General features: G+C 69.6%; 18 protein-coding genes, 1 tRNA gene and 1 pseudogene. 9 read left to right on the top strand and 11 right to left on the bottom strand.

The window, feature by feature from the left end:
- Positions 1-197: 197 nt before the first annotated feature.
- Genes AC0IY0_RS20880 through AC0IY0_RS20865 form a run of 4 tightly spaced genes read right to left on the bottom strand, consistent with a single transcriptional unit; the run spans position 198 to position 6,254 of the window.
- Positions 198-1,508, bottom strand: coding sequence for a lysine N(6)-hydroxylase/L-ornithine N(5)-oxygenase family protein (locus tag AC0IY0_RS20880; protein ID WP_471765343.1), 1,311 nt, complete (start codon positions 1,506-1,508; stop codon positions 198-200).
- Entirely contained in the window at positions 1,505-3,361 is a 1,857-nt protein-coding gene (locus AC0IY0_RS20875; RefSeq protein WP_471765341.1) for an IucA/IucC family protein, read from the bottom strand. Before AC0IY0_RS20875 ends, AC0IY0_RS20880 begins: the two co-directional genes overlap by 4 nt.
- Positions 3,358-4,443, bottom strand: a complete 1,086-nt coding sequence (locus AC0IY0_RS20870) for a GNAT family N-acetyltransferase (protein ID WP_471765339.1) — start codon at positions 4,441-4,443, stop codon at positions 3,358-3,360. Before AC0IY0_RS20870 ends, AC0IY0_RS20875 begins: the two co-directional genes overlap by 4 nt.
- Entirely contained in the window at positions 4,440-6,254 is a 1,815-nt protein-coding gene (locus tag AC0IY0_RS20865; protein ID WP_471765337.1) for an IucA/IucC family protein, read from the bottom strand. Before AC0IY0_RS20865 ends, AC0IY0_RS20870 begins: the two co-directional genes overlap by 4 nt.
- Positions 6,255-6,406: 152 nt before the next feature.
- Here AC0IY0_RS20865 and AC0IY0_RS20860 point away from each other — a divergent pair, with 152 nt between their 5' ends.
- The gene (locus AC0IY0_RS20860) at positions 6,407-7,603 is read left to right on the top strand and encodes an MFS transporter (RefSeq protein WP_471765336.1); all 1,197 of its coding nucleotides are present in this window, start codon (positions 6,407-6,409) and stop codon (positions 7,601-7,603) included.
- Here the strand turns inward: AC0IY0_RS20860 and AC0IY0_RS20855 are convergent.
- From AC0IY0_RS20855 to AC0IY0_RS20845, 3 genes are read right to left on the bottom strand one after another with little or no spacing between them, the layout of a single operon-like run.
- Positions 7,588-8,841: an MFS transporter gene (locus tag AC0IY0_RS20855; RefSeq protein WP_471765334.1), complete on the bottom strand. Its 1,254-nt coding sequence runs from the start codon at positions 8,839-8,841 to the stop codon at positions 7,588-7,590. The two genes, AC0IY0_RS20860 and AC0IY0_RS20855, sit on opposite strands and share 16 nt — an antisense overlap.
- The gene (locus AC0IY0_RS20850; RefSeq protein ID WP_147907171.1) at positions 8,838-9,200 is read right to left on the bottom strand and encodes a hypothetical protein; all 363 of its coding nucleotides are present in this window, start codon (positions 9,198-9,200) and stop codon (positions 8,838-8,840) included. The genes AC0IY0_RS20855 and AC0IY0_RS20850 overlap by 4 nt, the downstream gene beginning before the upstream one ends.
- A gap of 3 nt (positions 9,201-9,203) precedes the next feature.
- Positions 9,204-11,423 (bottom strand): TonB-dependent receptor, encoded by a 2,220-nt coding sequence (locus AC0IY0_RS20845; RefSeq protein ID WP_471765332.1) that lies wholly within the window; start codon positions 11,421-11,423, stop codon positions 9,204-9,206.
- A gap of 323 nt (positions 11,424-11,746) precedes the next feature.
- On the opposite strand from AC0IY0_RS20845, the gene AC0IY0_RS20840 reads away from it, so the two are divergent.
- Positions 11,747-12,706, top strand: a complete 960-nt coding sequence (locus AC0IY0_RS20840; protein WP_471765331.1) for a helix-turn-helix transcriptional regulator — start codon at positions 11,747-11,749, stop codon at positions 12,704-12,706.
- Between the two features lie 77 nt (positions 12,707-12,783).
- Here AC0IY0_RS20840 and AC0IY0_RS20835 read toward each other — a convergent pair.
- A tRNA-Gly gene (locus AC0IY0_RS20835) sits at positions 12,784-12,857 on the bottom strand.
- Between the two features lie 45 nt (positions 12,858-12,902).
- Entirely contained in the window at positions 12,903-13,745 is an 843-nt protein-coding gene (locus AC0IY0_RS20830; RefSeq protein ID WP_471765329.1) for a 3-oxoadipate:acetyl-CoA acetyltransferase, read from the bottom strand.
- Positions 13,746-14,030: 285 nt separating this feature from the next.
- Between AC0IY0_RS20830 and aroQ the strand changes: the two genes are divergently transcribed.
- The 3 genes from aroQ to pyrC all read left to right on the top strand — a co-directional run bounded on the left by aroQ (position 14,031) and on the right by pyrC (position 16,416).
- Positions 14,031-14,483, top strand: coding sequence for a type II 3-dehydroquinate dehydratase (aroQ, locus tag AC0IY0_RS20825; protein WP_471765326.1), 453 nt, complete (start codon positions 14,031-14,033; stop codon positions 14,481-14,483).
- A gap of 132 nt (positions 14,484-14,615) precedes the next feature.
- A complete protein-coding gene (locus AC0IY0_RS20820) occupies positions 14,616-15,317 on the top strand; it encodes an orotate phosphoribosyltransferase (RefSeq protein ID WP_147939770.1) in 702 nt (233 codons plus the stop codon).
- Between the two features lie 13 nt (positions 15,318-15,330).
- The gene (pyrC, locus tag AC0IY0_RS20815) at positions 15,331-16,416 is read left to right on the top strand and encodes a dihydroorotase (protein WP_471765324.1); all 1,086 of its coding nucleotides are present in this window, start codon (positions 15,331-15,333) and stop codon (positions 16,414-16,416) included.
- A gap of 23 nt (positions 16,417-16,439) precedes the next feature.
- On the opposite strand, the pseudogene AC0IY0_RS20810 reads toward pyrC, so the two are convergent.
- Positions 16,440-16,685, bottom strand: a pseudogene (locus AC0IY0_RS20810) (antitoxin MazE-like protein); the annotation flags it as partial.
- Positions 16,686-16,719: 34 nt separating this feature from the next.
- On the opposite strand from AC0IY0_RS20810, the gene AC0IY0_RS20805 reads away from it, so the two are divergent.
- From AC0IY0_RS20805 to ilvN, 3 genes are all read left to right on the top strand, one after another.
- Entirely contained in the window at positions 16,720-18,165 is a 1,446-nt protein-coding gene (locus AC0IY0_RS20805) for an amidase (protein WP_471765322.1), read from the top strand.
- Positions 18,166-18,585: 420 nt separating this feature from the next.
- Positions 18,586-20,361, top strand: coding sequence for an acetolactate synthase 3 large subunit (locus tag AC0IY0_RS20800; RefSeq protein ID WP_419830819.1), 1,776 nt, complete (start codon positions 18,586-18,588; stop codon positions 20,359-20,361).
- 130 nt (positions 20,362-20,491) lie between these two features.
- Entirely contained in the window at positions 20,492-21,034 is a 543-nt protein-coding gene (ilvN, locus tag AC0IY0_RS20795; protein WP_007561879.1) for an acetolactate synthase small subunit, read from the top strand.
- 20 nt (positions 21,035-21,054) lie between these two features.
- On the opposite strand, the gene AC0IY0_RS20790 is transcribed toward ilvN, so the two are convergent.
- Positions 21,055-21,309, bottom strand: a complete 255-nt coding sequence (locus tag AC0IY0_RS20790; protein ID WP_471765319.1) for a hypothetical protein — start codon at positions 21,307-21,309, stop codon at positions 21,055-21,057.
- 101 nt (positions 21,310-21,410) lie between these two features.
- Between AC0IY0_RS20790 and AC0IY0_RS20785 the strand changes: the two genes are divergently transcribed.
- Positions 21,411-22,055 carry a glutathione S-transferase family protein gene (locus AC0IY0_RS20785; RefSeq protein ID WP_147907181.1) on the top strand — a complete coding sequence of 215 codons (645 nt, stop codon included), beginning with the start codon at positions 21,411-21,413 and terminating at the stop codon, positions 22,053-22,055.
- Positions 22,056-22,119 lie beyond the last annotated feature (64 nt).

Here is a 22,119-nt window from a genome sequence, read left to right as displayed (position 1 = left end):
GATGCTTTCCAAAGGTCGGAGCGCTCCGGATCGCGGGACGCGGCCGGGTGGCGGGCGCGTACGATATCACGAAGACGGCGCTCGCTCGGGCGGACGATGCGGCCAGGCCGCCACGCCGTATCCCGGGGCGGCGTAAGCGAGCGCGTTGCATGAAGGACTGAGAGCCGTCCCCGATTGCACCGCGATCGGGAGCAGCTCTAAGGGCGGCCGTCGCGTTCGTGAGACATCTGCTTGGGGTGGGGCGTCGACCAAGCCAGGGGCGGCGACGGCGGGTTGGTCTCGAAGATCGTGCGTCCTGCCAAGGCGTTGACGATGACACCGCTGCGCCAGGCCATGAGGCTGAGCTGCGGCTCCGCGATGCCGTGGCTCACGAGGCCGCCGTTGAGGACGAAGAGCCGGTGGCCCGCCGGACCGTCCCAAGTCGCGGCGAAGTCGGAACCGATCTCGGGCCGGCCGTCCGCGTCGAGGACGAGACGGTCCCGCAGCGGATCGAGGCAGGCTGGCAGCGCGTATCGGTAGCCGGTGGCCAGGATGACGAAATCGGCATGCGCAACCTCGATGCCTCCGTCGAAGCCGTTGCGCATGATGAGGCGGTAGCCGCCGACCCGGTCGACATCGAGCACGGTGCGGTGCGGCAGCAGTCTCGTGGCGAGGGGGGCCTCGGCGAGGTGCCGCAGGTTGTAGAGGCGCCGATAGATCGCCTGCAGGGTCGCGCCCGAGATGCCGTCGCCGGCGAGCTTCTGGCGTGCCACCGTGGAGCGGCGGCGGGCATCCGGCAGGGTGTGGAAGCTCTCGACGTAGCCGGGCGTGAACAGCTCGTTCGTGAACGGGGTTGCGTCGATCGGCTGGAAATTCGGGCGGCGGCTGATCCAGGTAACGGCAGCCGGCGCGTCCGATCCCCGGTTCAACAGGTTCAGCACGATCTCGGCGCCGCTCTGCCCGCCGCCGATCACCGCCACCCGCCGGCCTGCGAACCGATCGAGGGCGAAGGCGACCTGAGAGCTATGGACGTGGTCGCACGGGTCGAACTTCTCCGCGAAGCCGGGAAGGCTCGGCTGAAGCCCGACGCCGAGGGCCAGGTTACGCGCCCGCACGGTCCCCCGGTCGCCGTCGAGGCGAAAGTCGCGTCCTTCGAAGCGGACCTCACGGATCGCGGTGCCGAAGCTCAGGCTCGGCAGCCGGGCCGCGACCCAGGCGAGGTACTGCGCGAATTCCCGGCGCGGCACCGCCTCGAACTCGGCGTTGAGGAACTCGTAGAAGCGTTTCTGCGCCACGAGGTAGGCCAGGAAGCTCCAGGGACTCGTCGGGTTCACCGCCGTGACGAGGTCCTTGAGGAAGGACGTCTGCAGCGCGACGTCCGGAAGCATCATGCCCGGGTGCCAGTCGAAGGCCGGCGCGCGGTCGAAGAACTGCGCGTCGAGGTCGCCGACCGCGTCGAGCTGCGCCGCGAGGCTCAGATTGAACGGGCCGATTCCGATGCCGGCGAGGTCGAGGGGGTGGTCGCTCATGATGCGCGGGCTCCTGCCTGTATGCCTGCCCTGTCGTCGTGCCCGGTACCGGCCTCCCGGGGGATGGAGGCCTCCGCGCGATGGAGCGGGTTGATCAGCGGACTGCCGAGCCGCGGCACCGGTCGCAGATTGGAATCGCCGTAGCCGAGGCTGAGCCGGACGCGGTTGATGCAGATCCGCGGCACGGTCGGCGCGAACAGCTCGAACTGGCGGAACCGGTCGGCGAGGTCGGGGTGCCGTGCGTGGTAGCGGCGCAAAACCCGCGCGAGCGCCCCGTAGAAGGCGGCCTCGGGAAGGCCGTCGCTGCGCAGAAGCGCATCCGAGACGAAGCGCAGCAGACTGGCGAAATGGCCGGTCTGCAGGTGCTGCAGCAGGTGCGCGGCCGGCCGCCGCAGAAGGGTCTCGCGCACGCCTTCCGGCAGGTCTGCGGCCTCGGGGAAGTCCTGGTCCACGAGATCGGCGTCGCCCTGGAAGTCCTTCAGGGCGACGCCACAGGGCACGCCGCCCTCCAGGATCAGCGTCACGTTCTGGCCGTGGGCGATGAAGCCGACGCCGTAGCGGCAGAGGAAGTGGTGGAGCGGGACGGCCACGTGATCGAACAGCCGCTCCAGCCACGCCTCCGGGGCGAGGCCGGAGCGGGCGATCAGGCTGGACACGAGCGGGCGGCCCGCGGCATCCGCCTTCAGCAGCGCGCCCATCATGAGGGCGGATCGGCCGGGTCCGAGGCGGCCGGCAATGCCCTCCCGCCAGATCACGCCCAGCATCTCACGGTACTGGTAGGGCGCATCCGCGATCCGCTCGTAGACGGGGTGCGGATAGAAGGCGCCTGCGCGTTCCCGCAGGATCACGGTGCCGGCGAGCGCCGGATCGCGCGCGGCCTTGTCCGCCAGCCAGCCCGAGAAGGCCGGCCCGATATCCATGTACTTGCCCGGCACGCCCCGCCAGGCGGAGGTGTTGAGGATCGTGAGCGCCAGTTTCACGTCCAGGCGGCCGTCTGCATCCGCGCAGGCGAGCGTCCGCAGCGATTGCTGGGGCCGGTAGCCGCGGCCGAAGGTCCCCAGGGGGACGAGGCGCCCGGCCGCGATCTCGCCTGCGAAATGCAGGGCGATCTTGTTGTCCCACTGCCAGGGATGGACCGGCACGAGCAGATGGGTCGCGGGATCGACCCCGCGTGCGGTGCAGGCCGCCGCCAGGCGCGCCCGTTCCGGCCCGTCGAGGGCGTCGGCCACGAGGTCCGCCTCGGCGAGGCCGGGTTCCAGGCTGAGGCGGCAGGCGGTCCGGTCCGCCGCGACCCAGAACAACTGGATCTCGGGTTGGAATTCCGGCGCGTAGGCCTCGTAGTCGGCCAGACCCCAGCCGATCCGCCCCTTGCTGGCGGGGGCCTTCGGGTGGCCGTCGAGATAGGCCTGCAGGACCCGGTCGCTCAGAGCGAGGAGATCCGGCCCGGTCATGTCCCGGCCGATCGCCGCGATGCGGGCATCGGCCGTGAGGGTGCTCAGCACTTCCGCCGCATAGGCGCAGAGGGTGGCGGGCTCGATCTCCAGCGTCCGGCTCGCATCCACCAGGAACCCGGCCGCGTCGTCGGCCGGGTTCACCCGGGTGCCCGCGATGCGGAACAGGCTGGCCGGATCGATCGCGAGGTTGCCCCAGATCCGGCGTTCGGCCGCGAAGCGGTAGGCGATCCCGCCGTCGAGGCGCAGCAGCCACTGCGTTCCGGCCCGGTCCGTCGGCTCGGGTGTGAACGCCTCCTCGAACGCCAGTTCGGAGATCGTCTTCGCGATGAGCGCACGATTGAGATCGAGCCAGAACGGCGCCGTCACGGCCGCGCCGCTCGGCAACGGTCCGACGCTCACAGGGGAACCTCGCGGAAGAAGCGCTCGCGCTCGCAGCAGACCAGGGCCGCGCGCTTGTGGGGGAAGTCGAACTCCTTCAGCGTCTCGTAGGCCGCATCCCCGCAATAGCTCAGCATCTTGCGATGCGTGGCCCGCGGCTCGCCCATGATCCGCCCGGTACGGGGCTCGTCGAGGAAGAGGTAGTGCGTGATGGCCCTGAACCAGGCGAGGGTCTTCGGCCTTCCCAGGTGCGCGACATTGCCGATCAGCCCGTGCCAGCCGCGGTCGAAATCCTCGGCGTCGTAATAGGGCCCGAGCCGATCCTCCTTGGCCCAATAGAACTCGAAATAGCCGACCGGCACGTCGTCGAAGCTGCCGATCACCCCGAACAGGTGCGGGTCGTCCTCCTGGTCGGCGAGGTAGCGGTCCAGCTCCGCCTCGCTCTGCGCGAGCTCCCAGTAATAGGCGACGCGCTTCTGGTTCATCCAGCCATGGAACAGGCCGAGATCGTGCCGCCGGTCGATGGCGCGAAACGACAGGGTCGTGCCGAGATGCGGCAGCCAGCGCCGGTAGAACGAGCCGTTCGGCTGCGGCGGTCGCAACGGTGGTAGCCGATCCTGCGGCCCGATCTGAGAGCGGATCAGCGGGTAGGCCGCCCGCGTTCCGGCCGTCAGCCAGAGCAGGGGGAGCTGGTAGAAGGACGCTCGCTCCACGACCGCGTCGGGCGCGGCCGGATCACCCTCAGTCTTCGCCGCCAGGGCGCGCAGGGACGCCGCGTTGCCGAGGCCGGGAACGCGCAGCCGCCCGGCCTCCGGGCACCGCTGGAACGCGGCCTCGACCAGGGCCGCCACCACCGCAGCGTCGGCGGGATGACGGCCGACCGAGCCGTTGAGCGCCAGGAAGGCTTCGTCCGCATGGTCGCGCAGTTCAGCCTCCGCGATCCGGTTGTCGCCGCGCGATACGAGCAGCCGTGCCGTGCCGGCATCGGACGGCAGGCTTTCGATCACGAGATCGTCGACGGTGGCGGCCCAGTGGCGGCTCGTCCCGGTCCAGCCGTTCAGCGCCGTCCCGGTTGCGGCTTCGATGCGGGCACGCACCGTCATGGCTTGGCGCCTGCCCGGGCGGACGGAGCCGCGAGCGGGTTCGGAAGGTCCACGTAGCTCGCCAGAGGGTCGGTCACGTCGGTGTTCTCATTGAGGTTGCGGAAGCAGATCTGGAAGTTGCCCTTGCTGCCCAGGGCCGGGGCATCGAGCAGCAGGCGCAGGCAGGTCTTGTCCCGGAGGTCCTTCCCGGCGAGCGCTTCGATGAAGCGGCGCATGGCCCCGGTGAGGGCGTCCTCCGGCGCTAGTCCGGCAATGCCGATGGCTCCGATGACGGCGAAGACGCTGTTGACCACGAGGTAGTAGGCCATGATCCGCGCAGCCTCCGCGGAGGTCAGGAGGTGCCCGGCCTCGAGGTCGAGCCCAGGGGCGGCCTCGCGGAGGGCCGGAAGGAATTCACGCACGAAACCCGTACCTTGGCAGTCGCGGAAGTAGGTTCTGACCGGCCAGCCATCCGCGAGTTCGAGGACCAGGTTCTGCTGGTGCGCGCCGAACAGCAGGCCGAGCGCGCACTGGATCTCGAGGATCGGCCCAACCGTGACGGCGAGGAAGCGCTCGAACCAGCGTAGGGCGGCGGTCTCGACCGCGCCGGCTCCCTCTGCGCTCTCGCGGCCGGCGATGCGCAGGATCGTGTCGGCTAGCCCGCTGCCCCGCCCGTCGGGATAGATCTCGCAGAGAGCGGCCAGCACTGCGGCCGGCCGCTCGTCCGCCCCGCGGAACGGGTTATCGCGCAGCGCCACGAGCGTTTGCGGCAGCACGCCTCCATCGGCGCCACGCAGCGCGAGATAGGCCGGCTCGCCGAGGACGTGGAAGCACGGCCAGCGCGCGGCGATCTCGGCGCCGACCGGGCCGTTCAGCACCCCATCCACGACGAGGCCGCGCGCGCACTCGACGCTCTTGATGAGGCGCAGCGAGTTGGTGAGCCTGAGGCTCAGCGAATGCTTGAGCATGAAGCGCGCACCGGGTGCGTAGAGGCTGCGCAGCGATGTGGTCGCGTACCAGGGCCCGCCGGCATGGCCGTGGTCGCGCAGGCGGCCTGCGCGGAACAGGGCGTCGATCTCGGGATCGAGCGCGAGCCGGGCGGCCTGCCAGGGATGGACCGGCAGGAGCACGCGGCCCTCGCACGCGGCAAGGATCGTCGGATCGAAGCCGGGATCCTCCGCGGCGAGGCCCGCGCAGAGGTCCGCCGCGCTCATAGCCCGCGAGGAACCCTGGACGACCGCCTCCGGCGCGGCCGACCACCAGCGCAAGGGAAAGCCCCGACCGTATTCCGGCGCGAAGGCGCGGGAATCGGCCAGCGTGAACTCGTCCCGGCTGCGCGGGGTCGGGTGCACGGAATGGCCGAACCGGAGCGCGCGCTCGGCTTCGCGGAAGCTCGGGTCGCGGCTCAGGAAGATGCCCGGTGCCGGGGCGCGGACGAGGATGTCCTCGATGGTGGCGAGGCTCTGAAAAAGGCGTCGCAGGAAGGTCGGCGCGGCCTGCGGGGCGGCCGTTCCGACGATGGCCGGTTCGTTCGCGACCGCTGCCGCGAACGCTGCGAAGGCCATGATGCGGTGCGGCTCGCCCGTGCGCAGCTCGCGAAACGGCAGCCTGAACATGTGCTGGCCGACGGACGAGACATGGGTGACCGCGATCTCGATCACTGAAGCCCGGCTCGGCAGCGGAATGCGCACCGTGCGACGCGTCGGATCGTCCTCGCGCGGCTCGGCGATCGCCAGAGTCCAGCCGGCCCATTCCCGCATCAGGCAGTTCAGGAAGCTGCGCGCCGATACCTGAGAAGCAACGTCGGCACATGAGATGTCGGCTTCGACCATACGACCCTCTTCATCTCGCGAAATTGGCAATATGCAAAAGCAAAACGAGATGCAATGGGCAATCAATACTATGGAATTGTTTTAAAAATACGATTTGGCGATTGCCACGCCGGTTATCGAGTCAATAAGATCCGTGCGCGGACGGAGGTGTCATGGTTCGGATCGATGCGCGCCCTCCCGGGGCTGGAGCAACCGGGCGGCTATCCCTCGCCGCAGCCTCGGTGGGGTTCGGACAATCGGCCGTGCTCGCCCTTGTCCCCGTGGCGGCCGAGCGCACCGGGCTCGACGCGGTCGCGATGGGGGGCGTCGCCTTCGCCGGGGCGGTCGCATTCCTGGTCTGCGCGCCGGCCTGGGGGAATGCGGGGATCGGTTGGCGTCTGCGCCGGCTGTTCGCGGCCCTCGCCGCCCTGATGGCGCTCGGCCACGGCCTGTTCGCGCTGGCCCTGACGGTGCCGGCTCTGCCCGTCGCTGGAGCCCTGGTGCTGCTCGTCGCCTCGCGGATCGCCTATGGGGCGGGGGCCGCCGGGGTGATGCCGCATGCCCAGGCCGCCGTGCTGGGGTCGGTGGCGGAAACGGCGCGCCCGGCGGCGCTCGGTCGGCTCGGTGCCGGTCTGTCGGCAGGGCGCATCCTCGGCTCGCTGGCGATGGGCGTCGGGGTGTTCGGGACGGCCGTGCCCCTGGTGGCTCTGGCGGCGAGCCCGCTGCTCCTGCTGGCGGCGCCCGACCTCCCGGGCGTCAGCCCTGGCGCCAGGCCGGCGGGAGCGCATCGCGGCCGCGTTCTGCGCGCGGCCGCGCCGCTCATGGGGATCGGCTTCGCCCTGACCCTTGGCCTCGGCCAGATCCAGATCGTGCTCGGCTTGTTCCTGCAGCAGCGCTACGGCCTCGACGCGGCGGGCGCTGCGGGTCTTGCGGGCGCGACCTTCGCGCTCGTCGCGGTGACGATGATCCTGACGCAACTCGTCCTGGTGCCGCGCCTCGGCCCGAACCTGCGGAGCAATCTCGGCGTCGGGCTTGCGGGCTTCGCCGCGGGTGCAGGCGTGATCGCCTGTGCTCCCGCCGCCTGGGTCGCCGTGCTCGGGACGGTCGTGGTGGGCGCCGGCATTGCCCTGGCGACCCCGCATTACACCGCCGCCCTGGTCGCCCGGGTGCCCGGGTACGCCCAGGCCGCGGCTGCCGGCTGGCTCGCGAGCGTCCATGTGCTCGGCCAGGGGATTGGAGCCCTGTGCGGCGGCGCGGCGTTCCGGATCGCGCCCGCGCTGCCGTTCTGGACCTGCGCGGCCTTGGGCCTTGCCCTGATCGTTGCCGCCGCGCGGCTGCGCCCGGACGATCCCCGTCATCCGGTGGCCTGACTGGCGCGGCCCGTCCCGAGCAGCCGGACGGTCGCCACCGTGGCGAGGCCGGACAGGAGCATCGCGAGCCCGAACAGGGCGCCGTAGCCGAGGAGGTCGGCGAGCTTGCCCGAGATCAGCGAGCCGACGAGGTAGACCACGAGCTGAGCGCAGGCGAGGATCGTGAAGTCCGTGCCCGGCTGTTCCGCCGAGGACACCGCCATGAACAGGCTGTAGAGCGCCACGATCTCCATGTAGCGGATCAGGGTCTGGAACCCCGCCGCGCCGAACAGCGGCCACAGGCCGACCACGGCCCCGAAGGCGTGCGCCGTGAACAGGGCGAAGCAGACGGTCCGCAGCCCGCCCAGCAGCCCGAGGGTCGCGGCCGTGCCGTAGCGGCGGACCAGCAGCGCCGCGACGCCGGAGCCGGCGAGCCCCGCGGTCATCGCCGAGACGCCGGACAGGTAGCCGATCTTGTCGAGGGGAACGCCCGCATCGACCAGGTAGGCGCCCTCCATGGCCTTCACGAGCCCCTCGCTCACCCGGTAGGTGAGCGCGACCCACAGGATGGTGTGCACCTCCGGCCGCCGCAGGAAGGCCCGGATCGAGGGCCGTGGCGCGGTGGCGCCGGTCTCGGGCGCACCCTCGCGCATGGCGAAGGCGGCCAGCAGCGGCGGCACGGAGAAGGCCGCCGCGCTCAGCAGCATCCCGGTCCAGCCGACATGATGGTAGAGGACGAGGCTCAGCGTCCCGCCGACCACAACCCCGAGGGCGACCGAGCCGCCCTGTATGGCGTTGCCGATGGCGCGATCCTCCGGCCGCAGCCGCTTCACGGCGTAGCCGTCCGTGGCGATGTCCTGCGTCGCGATCAGCAGCGCGGCGAGGAAGCCGACGCCGATGATCCCGGGCACGTTGGTGGGCCCGAGCGGCAGCATCGCGAGGATGCAGCCGATCACGCCGACCTGGGTCATCACCACCCACCCCGCCCGGTGCGCCCGCGCGAAGGGCCGTACCCGGTCGATCAGCGGCGCCCAGAGGAACTTCAGCACGAGGGGCAGGAACAGGAGGCTCAGATAGCCGATCGCCGCCCGGGACACGCCGGCCTCGCGCATGATCGGCGGGAGTGCGGCGGCGATCAGGTAGGAGGGGATCGCCTGCGCCATGTAGAGGGCGGCGAGCACCGCGAAGAGCGAGAACCGCTCGCGCCGCCCGTCGGGCGGAACGGTCACGGCGGCGGGGGCCGAGGAGGCTGCGCTCATGTCAGGTAGGCCCGCGCGGAGGCTCGGGCGGCGGGCTCGTCCGGGGCGATCGCGATCGGGAAGTTCCAGAGCCGGCGGAACACATCGGCGCCCGCCTCCTCGAAGCCCGGCCGCACGATCACGAGGCCGCGGCAGTGCCGCTCGAGGTCGGCGCGCGTCCGCTTGAACCAGAGGGCCTGCGCCTTCTCGGAGGCCGCCGAAAGCTTGCCGACGCCGCCGAGCAGCAGGATCAGGGCGAACGGTTCGGTCCGTGCGCCCACCTGCTCCAGGGCCTCGAGGTAGGCGGTCTCGTCGCCCGGCTCGGTCGGGCCGAGATAGCGCAGGACCAGGAGGTCGTCGGTCTCTTCGAGGGCGACCATCCCTCAGAAGGTCCTGCGGTAGCCGACGGTGACGGTGCGCCCGAGCCCGAAGACGGTCAGGTTGCGCACCGAGGTCGCGGTCGGATTCCAGTAGGCGCGGTCGAACAGGTTGTCGACGGAGGCGTAGAGCTCGCCTCCGGCCAGGGGCGCGCCGACCGCGGCGTTCACCGTGAAGGCGTCCTTCAAGCGGAAGCGGGTGCCGATGAGGTCGATGCGGGCGTCGCGGCCGCTGAAGCCCTCACCCTCGACCCGGAGCGAGACGCCGTTCGCGAACAGGTAGGTCCCCGAGAGCGTGCCGTGGAAGGGGGCGCCGATGCGGTTGTTCGGCAGGTAGCTGTCGAGGCGCCCGTCCTTGTTGGTGTCGTAGCGGCCCTCGCGGTAGCCGAGCACGGTGCCAAGATTCAGTTGCTCCGTGACCTGCGCGTTCCCGGTGAACTCGACCCCGTAGATCATCTCCTTCTGCTGGCTCAGCTTGTTGGTGAGCGGGTCGAACGTCGTGCCGTCGTCGGAGGTCGACACGAACCCGCCCAGGCTTCCGGAGAAGATCCCGCTCCGGCCGCGGACGCCGAAATCGTAGGAGTTCACGATCTGCGCCTGCGGGGCGATGCTGGAATACGCGATGGTGGTGCCCGCCGGCAGGCAGAACGGACGGGTGATCGGGCAGGCATAGGCGAGGGACAGCCCGGCCCGGCGCGTGAACGCACCGATATCGGCGAGCGCGTAGCCCTGGCTGAAGCCGCCGTAGAGGTCGATGCCCGGCAGCAGGTTGAAGGTCGCGCCGGCGTTGAAGGTCGGGGCCGAGTAGGAGAACGTGCCGCCGGTGACGTTGAGGGCCGGCAGCACGAAGGTCGAGTAGCCCAGCGCGTTGCGCGCCGCGCTGGCCGCGAAGGTCGTCGGCCGGGTGAAGCCTGCGACGTCGAGGTCGAAGTGCTCGTAGCGCATGCCGGCACGCACGGTCAGCCGCTCGCCGATGGGCAGCTGGAGCAGGGCGAAGCCGGCGTAGCTGTTCTGCTGCAGGGGCGTGAACACGTCGCTGCCGTCCCGCGCCCGCTGTCGGGTCGATTCCGAGATTATGTCGGAGCCCCAGGTCAGCTTCAGCCCGGGCAAGAGGGCGCTCAGGTCTGTATCGAGGGTGAGGTTGATGCCGCCGCGCTCGGTCGCGAGCGCAGTCTGGTTGGCCAGGCTGGTGGGCGCGGTGGGGATGAACGAGTAGGTGACGAACGGGTTTGCTGGATAGGCGAATTGCGAATAATTGAAGCGCTTGTTAATGTCGTTATAGAAACCGAGGATCGAGAAACTGCCAAGAGGCGTATCCCGATCCGTATAGCGCAAATAGAGTGAGCGCGTATCCTCGGCGACCGGCAGGCCGATATAGCTTCGCGCGTAGTCGGGCCGGGCGAAGGAACCGCTGTAATCCGTCAGGTAGCGCGGATCCTGGTTGAGCAGGATCTGAGTGAGGCCGAACTCGACGCGCTTGGTGAGATCGAGGTCGTATCCGAGCCGCAGGTTGATGTTACCGAGCTGGAAGCGGTCGGCACCGCCCTGGCCGAGCTGACCGTCGGAGGGCAATTCCCGGCCCTTTCCGTCGAAGGTGCGGGTGGCGAACCGACCGGAGCCGGTGAACGCGTAATCGACGCCGTCCGGCACCTTGCCGGTCACGCTGATCGAGGTCTCGGGCGCGACGCCGTGAACCGGGTCGGCCGTGAAGGTCCGGATCGCCGTGTTCATGGTGACGACCGGAGCCCCGTCCGTCGGGCGCCGGGTGATGAAGTTGACGGTGCCGCCGGTCGCGCCCGCGCTGTAGAGGCTGGAGGCGCCGGCCACCACCTCGATCCGGTCCACCGAATTAAGGTCGATCAGGTTGAGGATGCGCGAGACGTCGCGCAGCGGCGTGTTCACGGGCACGCCGTCGATCAGCACCAGGAGGTTGCGGCCCCGGAAGCTCTCGGAGGCGCTGGAGATCGTGCCGTTCGGCACGGAGAAGCCCGGCACCAGCTTCGAAAGCACCGCCGAGGGGCTCGAGGTCAGGGCGAGCTGCTGGCGGATCTGGTCGCGATCGACGACCTGGACGCTCTGCGGCACGTCCTCGATCCGGCGCGGCGCGCGGGTGGCCGTCACGGAGATTTCGTCGAGGGCGACCACGGGTGCGGCGGTCTCGGCCCGGGCCGGCCCGGCCAGGGCGGTCCCCGCACCGAGGATCGCGACGAGACGAATGGTACGCATGATTGTCAGACCCACCCCTGCGATTCCGCGTCGGAACGCCTTCCACGACCGTCGGGCCGGGTCCGACGTGTAAAGAACGCCAGAAATCGACGGCCGGCCAGTTTAAAACTTGTCTAATTTAGGATCATCGCGACTTTGGGCGCCGACACGTTCGGTTGAAGATGCCTAAAGTCTCGACATGTCTAGGCGGCTCTAGCATGGTGATTTCGAACCCGCTTGGACTCGGGCGCGCAAGAGTATGGACTGCTGCGCAGCTGCAGGGTGAGGGAGGGCCCGATGACGAAACGACTTTGCTTGGCCGCCACGTCGCCGGGAAACCCGGTTTGGCCACCGCGATGAGCGCCACGGTGCAGGCCGTGACCCGCGGGGCGGCGGCTGGCGTCGTCCCGGAGTCGCGCGCGGACCCCGATTCCCTTCCGTTCCGGGGCCGGACGGCGATTCGCATCGTTCCGGACCTCGGCATCGCCTCGGTGTTCGAGCCGTCCCGTTCCTGGCGCGACGAGGGCCCGGGCGAGCGCCTGCTGCTGGTGCGGCCTGCGATCGGGCGCCTCCAGGTGACCCAGGGCGGGAGCACGGTCGCCTGCTGCTCCAGGGACGCGCTGCTGGTCGCCACGAGCCGGGACGCCGTCTTCGACGCACTGGGGGTCGACCGGATCGACCTCCTGGCGATCGACCGGCAGCGTCTGACCGGTCCGCTCGCCGCGCTGGAGACCGGTCACATCCGGCGGATCGGGCGGGACCATCCGGGGCTGCAGACGCTGACCGTCTACGGCGCGAGCCTTCTGCGGGGCCTGATCCCCGTGGGGGCCGCGGGCATCGCGGACCTCGTCCGCGAGCACCTCGCCCAGTTGCTGGCCTACATCGTGCGCGAGCCCGGCGTCGCAATCTCCGCGCCCGGCCCGAGCCGGCGAGACCTGCGGATCCAGGCGCTTAAGGCCGAAGTGGAGCAGCGCCTCGGCCGGCCGGACCTGAGCCTGGAGGCGGTGGCGCAGGCCCAGCAGATCTCCAGCCGGCAGGTCCAGGCGATGTTCCAGGCGGAGGGCGAGACCTTCTCGGGCTTCGTCCTCGCCCGCCGCCTCGACCGGGCGATGCAGCGCCTGACGGATGCCGAGGATGCCCGTCCGGTCAGCGCGATCGCCTTCGATGTCGGATTCGGCGACCTGTCCTACTTCAACCGCACGTTCCGCAAGCGCTTCGGTCTCACACCGTCACAGGTCCGACGGTCGAGCGGGACCATCGACCACGGTCACGTTCGCGGGCGTGATCGCGCGATGGATCTTTGAGAGCGTTCGCGGCCGGGAGGCGCGCAGACCAATCCGATATGCTGCCGCTGCCATCGGCTTCCGACGGTGAGACGGCGTGGAGCGGGTACCGGGAATCGAACCCGGGTATTCAGCTTGGAAGGCTGCTGCTCTACCATTGAGCTACACCCGCGCGGGCGGATCGTTAGCACGCCGTCCGGCCCGTGAGAAGACGGTCTCAGGCCAGGCCGAGCGCGGCCCGCGCCTCGGCGGGGCTGGCGACGTTGCGGCCGTGGCGGCGGACCGCTTCCGCAGCGAGGCCGACCAACTCGGCGTTGCTCGCCGCCAGCCGGTCCTTCGTCACCCGGATGTTGTCCTCCAGGCCGGTGCGGACCGCGTCGGCGCCGCGCGCGAGCGCCCAGTCCATCACGACCGCCTGGTTGCGGCCGATCCCGGCGGCGGTCCAGGTGGCTTCGGGCAGGATCCGCCGCGTCTCGGCGAGCAGGATGTCGAGCAGGTGCTCCTCGGCCGGCATCGCGTTCTGGATGCCCATCACGAACTGCACGTGCGGGCGCGCGTCGATCAGGCCCGCCTCGACCAGCCTCCTGGCGCCGTGAAGGTGCGACAGGTCGAAGATCTCGATCTCCGGCCGCACCCCGTGCTGCTTCATCTGACTCGCGAGATCGGTCACGAGGCCGGCGCCGTTCTCGTACACGATGGTCGGGAAGTTCACCGAGCCGGTGGAGAGCGAGGCCATGTCGGGACGGTGCTTCAGCGAGAGTCCCCGGGCGGCCGGATCGCGCCCGCGCCCGCCGGTGGAGAACTGTACGATCATCCCGGGACAGTGCTTGCGCAGCCCCTCCTGCACGACGGCGAACTTGTCGGGGTCGGAAGAGGGCGATTCGTCGTCGTTGCGCACGTGGATATGGGCCAGCGTCGCGCCGGCCTCGAAGGCCTGTTGCGTCGATTCCACCTGCTCGGCCACGGTGACCGGCACGGCCGGGTTGTCCTTCTTGCGCGGCACCGAGCCGGTGATCGCCACCGCGATCACCACGGGCGCCTCGCTCGGGGATCCTGCCATCGCGTCTTCTCCCTGATCGTCCGTCTGGTTCCGGTCCGGGATAACGTCGCGCACCGGGAAACTGAACCGCCCGGGCGGGACATCTCGGCGCCGGTGACAGGGTGAACCCGGCGGCTCGTTTGACCCTCGCACCACGCGCGGCCACAACGGGGCGAGCCGGCCCACGCCCTCGCCCTGAGGCTCGCTGCGCCCACACATCGCGGATGCGGGCGTGGATCGGAGAAGGGGTGTCACAGGGCCTGGGCGCAGTCGAGGCGAGCCGCCATTCGAGCGGCGAGGAACACGATGAACGACACCATCCTGGTCCTGAACGGGCCGAACCTGAACCTGCTCGGCAAGCGGCAGCCGGAGATCTACGGGCGCGAGACGCTGGCCGATGTCGAGGCCCTGTGCCGCGAGACCGCCGGCGGCTTCGGGCTCACGGTGGATTTCCGTCAGAGCAACGCAGAGCACGCGCTGATCGACGCGATCCAGGCCTTCCGGGTCGGTTCGGCCGGCATCGTGATCAATGCCGGCGCCTACACCCACACCTCGGTGGCGATCCTCGACGCGCTCAACACCTGCGAGGTGCCGGTGATCGAGTGCCACATCTCGAACGTCCACCGGCGCGAGTCGTTTCGCCATCATTCCTACGTCTCGCTCGCCGCGACAGCCGTGCTGGCCGGTTTCGGGACGCACGGCTACGCCCTAGCGATCCGGCATCTGGCGCAGCTGCGGGCCCAGGCCGGCACGGCCTGAGCGGCGGATAGCGGCCGGTTCAGGGTTGACGCTGGCGGAGACAGGGCGGAGGAGACCGGTCAGGCCTTCCCCATCCTCGCACTCGAGACCGGTCGCCGGCGGAGAGTGCCCCCAGCGGAGCGCGCACGCCGCATGACCACGTCGTTCCTGCCCATCGACCGGACGCTGATCGCCCGCGAGGCGGCCAAGATGTTCCTCGAGATCCAGGCGGTCCATTTCTACAAGGACGAGCCGTTCAAGTTCACCTCCGGCTGGGCCAGCCCGGTCTATATCGATTGCCGCAAGATCATCTCGTTCCCGCGCCTGCGCTCGACACTGATCGACTTCGCCGCCTCGACGATCGTGCGCGAGATCGGCTACGAGACGCTGACCCACATCGCGGGTGGCGAGACCGCCGGCATCCCGTTCGCCGCCTGGATCGCCGACCGGCTGATGCTGCCGATGCAGTACGTGCGCAAGAAGCCCAAGGGCTTCGGCCGCAACGCCCAGATCGAGGGCGAGGTTGTGGAGGGCGCCCGGACCCTGCTGGTGGAGGATCTCGCCACCGACGGGCGCAGCAAGGTGAACTTCTGCCAGGCGCTGCGGGACGCCGGGGCCCAGGTCGATCACTGCTTCGTGCTGTTCTACTACGACATCTTCCCCGGCAGCGCCGCGCTGATGCAGGAGATCGGGATCAAGCTGCACTACCTCACCACGTGGTGGGACGTGCTGGCGGTGGCCAAGGAGATGGGCACCTTCGACCCGAAGACGCTGGCCGAGGTCGAGAGCTTCCTGAACGCGCCGGCCGACTGGTCCGCCGCCCACGGCGGCATTTCCGCGTTCGGGCAGGCCTGAGGAGTCCGCCGCGATGAGCGTCGCCGACCTGTTCCCCGCCGCGCAGCCGCCCGCTTCCACGGCGGTCGACCGGATCACCATCCGCCGGCCGGACGACTGGCACATCCACCTGCGCGACGGCGCGATGCTGAAGGCGGTGCTGCCCTACACGGCGGCCCAGTTCGCCCGGGGCATCATCATGCCGAACTTGGTCCCGCCGGTGACCACGGTGGCGGCGGCGCGCGCCTATCGCGAGCGGATCCTGGCCGCGCTGCCCGCCGGCCTCGATTTCACCCCGTTGATGACCTGCTACCTGCGGGACGACACCGACCCGGACGAGATCGAGCGCGGCTTCGCCGAGAAGGTCTGGATCGCCGCCAAGCTCTACCCGGCCGGCGCGACGACGAACTCCCATGCTGGCGTCACCGACCTGATCGGGCTCGCGCCCGTGCTGGAGCGGATGGAGCGGATCGGCATGCCGCTCCTGATCCACGGCGAGGCCACCGATCCGGAGATCGACATCTTCGACCGCGAGGCGGCGTTCATGGAGGGCAGCCTGATCCCGCTGCTCGCCCGCCACCAGGGCCTGAAGGTCACCGTCGAGCACGCGACCACGGCCGAGATCCTCGACGTGGTCCGGGCCAACCGGACTCGCGTGGCGGCGACGATCACGCCGCACCACCTCGTCATCAACCGCACCCACATCTTCCAGGGCGGTCTGCGCCCGCACCTCTATTGCCTGCCGGTGGCCAAGCGTGAGCGGCACCGCCTGGCGCTGCGGGCGGCCGCCACCTCCGGCGAGGCGTGCTTCTTCCTTGGCACCGACACCGCCCCGCATATCCGCGGCGCCAAGGAGGCGTCCTGTGGCTGCGCCGGCGTGTTCTGCGGCCCGACCGCCTTGCAGACCTACGTGCAGGTGTTCGACGAGGAGGGGGCGCTGGACCGGTTCGAGGCCTTCGCGTCACTGAACGGCGCGCGCTTCCACGGACTCGCGCCCAACGCGGCCACCGTCACCTTGGAGCGCCGGGAGAGCCGCGCCATCGAGGCGGTCGCGGTGGAGGCCACCACCGTGGTGGTGTTCCGCGGGGATGAGACGCTGCCTTGGGCGGTGGTGGCGTAGCGGCGGGAACGGGCTTGGTCCTCGGCATCGCCTGCGGTGTCGGCCACTGAGAGCGACTGGCGATGCGCCTCGGCTTCGAACGCCGATGTCCGGACGTCGGGAGCCGAGATCTGAATGGGTCTCAGCCCCTCAGCACGGAAGCGCGCACGGTCCTTGCAACCCTTCAGGCGCAGAGACGCGGAATCTAACAGATTCGGCACGAAGCGCGTGCGCCTCGAGGGTGACAGGTCATGTCGGCGAAGACAGACGGTTTTCCCTCGCGCCGACATTCTGTAAGCCGCCTACCGATCCGGAGACCCGACCATGCAGGATGAGCGACAGGACGGCATCACGGCGCTCGGTGCCGTGGATCTCGCGGCTGCCATCCGCGGCCGGGTCGTCTCCTGCGTCGAGGTCATGCGCGCGTACCTGGAGCGGATCCACCGGCTCAATCCGCAGGTCAACGCCATCGTCGGGCTTCAGGACGACGCGGTGCTTGTTCGAGAGGCCGAGGCGCGGGATGCCGCCCTCGGGCGCGGCGAGGACGTCGGGCCGCTGCACGGCTTCCCGCTCGGCGTGAAGGATCTCGATGCGGTGCGGGGGCTGCCGTTCACTCAAGGTTCGCCGATCTTCGCCGGCCGGATTGCCGAGGTGGACACGATCATGGTCGCCCGGCTGCGCGCGGCCGGGGCGATCTTCATCGGCAAGACCAACATCCCTGAGTTCGGCCTTGGGTCGCACAGCTTCAACCCGGTCTACGGCGTGACCGGGAATGCCTACGACCCGGAGAAGAGCGCCGGCGGGTCGAGCGGCGGGGCCGCTGTGGCGGTTGCGCTCAAGCTGCAACCGGTGGCCGACGGCAGCGACTTCGGCGGGTCGCTGCGCAACCCTCCGGCCTTCAACAACTGCTTCGGGCTGCGCCCGAGCTGGGGCCGGATCCCGGTCGAGACCAAGGACGTGTTCAGCCCGGGCCTGTCCGTGCTCGGTGCGATCGGACGCAGCCCCGCCGATATCGGCCTGATGCTGTCGGTCCAGGCCGGCTACGATCCTCGCTGCCCGAACACGATCCGCCAGGACCCCTCGGCCTTCGCGAGCCCGCTGGCCCGGGATTTCCGCGGAACGCGGATCGCCTGGCTCGGGGATTTCGACGGCCAGATCCCGTTCGATCCCGGGGTGCTCGAACTCGGCCGCGCCGCTCTTGCCACCTTCACGGAGATCGGATGCGTGGTCGAGGAGGTCGCGCCCCGGTTCGACATGGAGGCGCAGTGGCGCGACTGGCTGACCCTGCGGGCGCTGGCGGTCTCGGCCTCGCTCCGGCCGTTCTACGACGAGCCCGCCCACCGGGCACAACTCAAGCCGGAGGCCGTCTGGGAAGTCGAACGCGGCTTGGCGCTCACCGCCGACCAGGTGGTCGCCGCCCTGGAGGCGCGCACCCGCTGGTACGAGACCCTGCGTCGCTTCATGGAGCGCTACGACTACCTGGTCATGCCGAGCGCGCAGGTCTTCCCGTTCGACAAGAACCTGCGCTGGCCCCGGGAGGTCGGCGGCCGCACGATGGACACCTACCACCGGTGGATGCAGACCGTGATCCCGGTGACCCTCTCGGGCCTCCCGGCCCTCGACGTCCCGGCAGGCTTCGGCGAGACCGGTTTGCCGACCGGTCTCCAGATCGTCGCCCGGAACCACGGCGAGCTCGCCTGCCTCCAGCTCGGCGCGGCCTACGACGCGGCGAGCAACTGGGTGCGCCGCCGGCCGCCGCCCCTGCACTGAGCGCGGTCGATCCTCAGCTTACGCGTTGACCGGTTGTCAGGTCTCCGGTATGAGGCCCAACACTTCACGCGCGATTGACCTGAATCCGATCCTGGATTCATCGATCGCCGCGAGGCAGGCTCGGATATCCGATGAACGCGGTTCTTATTGTAGCGGAAGCGTCACCGACGGGGCGGCCCTAAACCAGGGCTGCAATCCGAGCGGTGGCGCATGCAGGGTCCCTAGGGGCCCTTTTTTATTGCCCGCTGCCCGGTGACGCATCACGACCAACGAGATCCACGCGTTCGAGATACCGACGGAGACAGGACTTTCGAGCGAGGCGGATGCCGCCTCGCGTGACGAAGGTGCAGGACGAGAAGAACCGGCCCGTCCGGCGGCGCACGACCGCCGTTGACGATCCGGGGAGCGGAGGAGGAGAGCATGGGCGGCGAGGTCATGACCGGGGCCGAGATGGTCATCCGGGCATTCCGGGATCAGGGCGTGGACACGCTGTTCGGCTATCCGGGCGGTGCCGTACTTCCGATCTACGACGCTCTGTTCCACCAGGACGCGGTGAAGCACGTGCTCGTCCGGCACGAGCAGGGCGCGGTGCACGCGGCCGAGGGCTATGCGCGCTCGTCCGGCAAGGTCGGCTGCGTGCTGGTCACGTCGGGGCCCGGTGCCACCAACATCGTCACCGGCCTCACCGACGCGCTGCTCGATTCGATCCCGCTCGTCTGCATCACCGGGCAGGTTCCGACGCACCTCATCGGCACCGACGCCTTCCAGGAGTGCGACACGGTCGGCATCACGCGCCACTGCACGAAGCACAATTACCTGGTCAAATCGATCGAGGACCTTCCGCGGATCCTGCACGAGGCGTTCTACGTCGCGGCGAACGGCCGGCCCGGTCCGGTCGTGGTCGACCTGCCCAAGGACATCCAGTTCGCCTCCGGCCTCTACGAGCGCCCGGAGATCTCGAGCCACAAGACCTACCGCCCCGCCGTCAAGGGCGACGGCGACCGGATCCGCGCGGCGGTCGAGATGATGGCGACCGCGCGCCGCCCGGTCTTCTACACCGGCGGCGGCGTGATCAATTCCGGCCCGGAAGCCTCGCGGCTCTTGCGCGAGCTGGTTGCCGAGACCGGTTTCCCGGTCACCTCGACCCTGATGGGGCTCGGCGCCTATCCGGGCACGGACCCGAAGTTCCTGGGCATGCTCGGCATGCACGGGACCTACGAGGCCAACCTCGCGATGCACGAGTGCGACGTGATGATCTGCGTCGGCGCCCGGTTCGATGACCGGATCACCGGCCGGCTCGACGCGTTCTCGCCGTTCTCCAAGAAGATCCACATCGACGTCGACGCCTCCTCGATCAACAAGGTGGTCAAGGTCGATGTCGGGATCGTGGGCGACTGCGCCTCGGTGCTGGCCGACATGCTTGAGGCTTGGCGCGCCCTGCCGTCGCGGCCGGAGAAATCCAACCTCGACCCGTGGTTCCAGAAGATCGGCGCTTGGAAGGCGCGGGACTGCCTCGCCTACTGGCCGTCGGGGACGATCATCAAGCCGCAATACGCCGTGCAGCGCCTCTACGAAGCCTGCAAGGATCGCGAGACCTACATCACCACCGAGGTCGGCCAGCATCAGATGTGGGCGGCGCAGTACTTCAAGTACGACGAGCCGAACCGCTGGATGACGAGCGGCGGCCTCGGCACCATGGGGTACGGCCTGCCGGCGGCCATCGGCACGCAGCTCGCCCACCCGAAGGGGCTGGTGATCGACATCGCCGGCGAGGCCTCGATCCTGATGAACATGCAGGAACTCTCGACCGCGGTTCAGTACCGGCTGCCGGTCAAGGTGTTCATCCTGAACAACGAGTACATGGGCATGGTCCGGCAGTGGCAGGAGCTGCTGCACGGTTCGCGCTACTCGCAGAGCTACTCCGAGAGCCTTCCGGACTTCGTCAAGCTGGCGGAGGCCTACGGCGCCAAGGGCATGCGCTGCGAGAAGCCGGGCGACCTCGACGGCGCGATCGCGGAGATGCTGGCCTATGACGGGCCGGTGCTGTTCGATTGCATCGTCGACAAGACCGAGAACTGCTTCCCGATGATCCCGTCGGGCAAGGCGCATAACGAGATGCTCCTGTCCGATTACCTCGGTGAGACCGGCGTCGAACTCGGCGACGTGATCTCCGAGGAAGGCAAGATGCTGGTGTGAGGTTTTCAGGGTGGCGGCCCTTCGGGGCCGCTGCCCGCCGCATGGGCGGCGGTGCGCGGTCGCGCTTGCCTTGCGCGAGACGCGCTCGGATCGCCGCCATGAGCAGGACTGGACGAGGACGAAGCCGGCGATGAACGCGATGAACACCCACTATCCCGACGCCGTCCGCGTCGAGCCGGTGAACCGGCACACGCTCGCCGTGATCGTGGACAACGAGCCCGGCGTGCTCGCCCGCATCTCCGGCATGTTCTCCGGCCGCGGCTATAACATCGAGAGCCTGACCGTTTCCGAGACCGAGGAGGCGCGCCACATCTCGCGCATCACCATCGTGACCGCCGGCACCAACGCCGTGATCGAGCAGATCAAGGCGCAGCTCGACCGGCTGGTGCCGGTCCACCGGGTCGTGGACCTGACGCTCCAGGGCAACGCGCTGGAGCGCGAGATCTGCCTCGTGAAGGTCAAGGGCGAAGGCGAGCACCGCAGCGAGGCCCTGCGCCTGGCCGCCGCCTTCGGCGCCAAGACGCTCGACGCCACGCTCAACTCCTTCGTGTTCGAGCTGACAGGCGCGACCGAGGAGATCGACCGGTTCGTGCGCCTGATGAGCGTGATCGGCCTGGTCGAGATCTGCCGCACCGGCATCAGCGCCATGGGGCGCGGGTCGGAGCCGCTGTAGGGGCCAAAGGCTCGGATCTGCTATGCTCCGCCGTCCTCGTGGGATGCGGAGCCATGGAAGCCGAGGTCACCCGTTGGGGCGATGATCTCGCCGCGCGGCTGAGCCGTGCGCACCAGGCGCAATAGCGAGCCCTGGCCGCGGAAATCATGCTGCCGCCCGGCTCCGTCGGTGCGGGCGCGGCTTCGACGGATCAGGTCCGCGCGATCGATCAGCGTACCCGCATCTTGAGACGCCTTGGCACGGCACCCGCTGCGGTTCTCGCCGAGGCTCGCCACCGGGTCGCGACGCTGATCGGCCTGCAGGCCTCCCGGTTCGCGGATCCGAGACGGTAATCCCGGGTTGCCTGCTATTGATTCCAAGACCGCAAAGGGCCCGCATGACAACCCGCACCCTCTACTACGCCCCCGGCGCCTGCTCACTGGCCGCCCACATCATCCTCGAAGAATCAGGGCTGCCGTTCGAGGGCGTGAAGCTCAACCTCGCGGCGGGGGACCAGAGGGCACCGGAATACCTCGCGATCAACGAGCGCGGCCGTGTGCCAGCTCTGGTCGAGGACGGCTGGGTGCTGACCGAGTGCGCCGCGATCCTGCGCCACGTCGCCCGCTCCGTGCCCGAGAAGGGCTTTTGGCCGACCGACCTGCGCGCGCAGGCCGTGGCCGACGAGTGGTTGGGCTGGCTCGCCGCCAACCACCACGTCGCCTACGCGCATGTCCGTCGCCCCGAGCGCTACACCGCCGACGAGGACGCCTTCGCCGGCATCCGTGCCAAGGCTGCGGACACCTACGGCGACCTCTGCACCATGACCGAGGTCCGGCTCTCGAACGGCGGCTGGGCGGTGGGCGATCGCTACGGCGTGGTCGATGCCTACCTGATGGTGTTCTGGGTCTGGGCGTCCGGGTCGTCGATCAAGTTCGATATGGCAGAGCGCTTTCCGGCATGGCACGCACACGCTCGACGGGTCGCCGAGCGGCCGGCGGTGCAGGCGGTGTTCGGGCGCGAGGGGCTGTCCCTGCCAGCGTAGATCCAGCGTGGTCCGGCCCCTTGCGGCGTAGGACGAATCGCTCTATCGAGCGTACCGTACGGTA

This window comes from Methylobacterium sp. AC315 (assembly GCF_979253755.1).
Note: the sequence above shows the minus strand (reverse complement) of the source record. Positions and strands in the feature narration are given on the sequence as shown.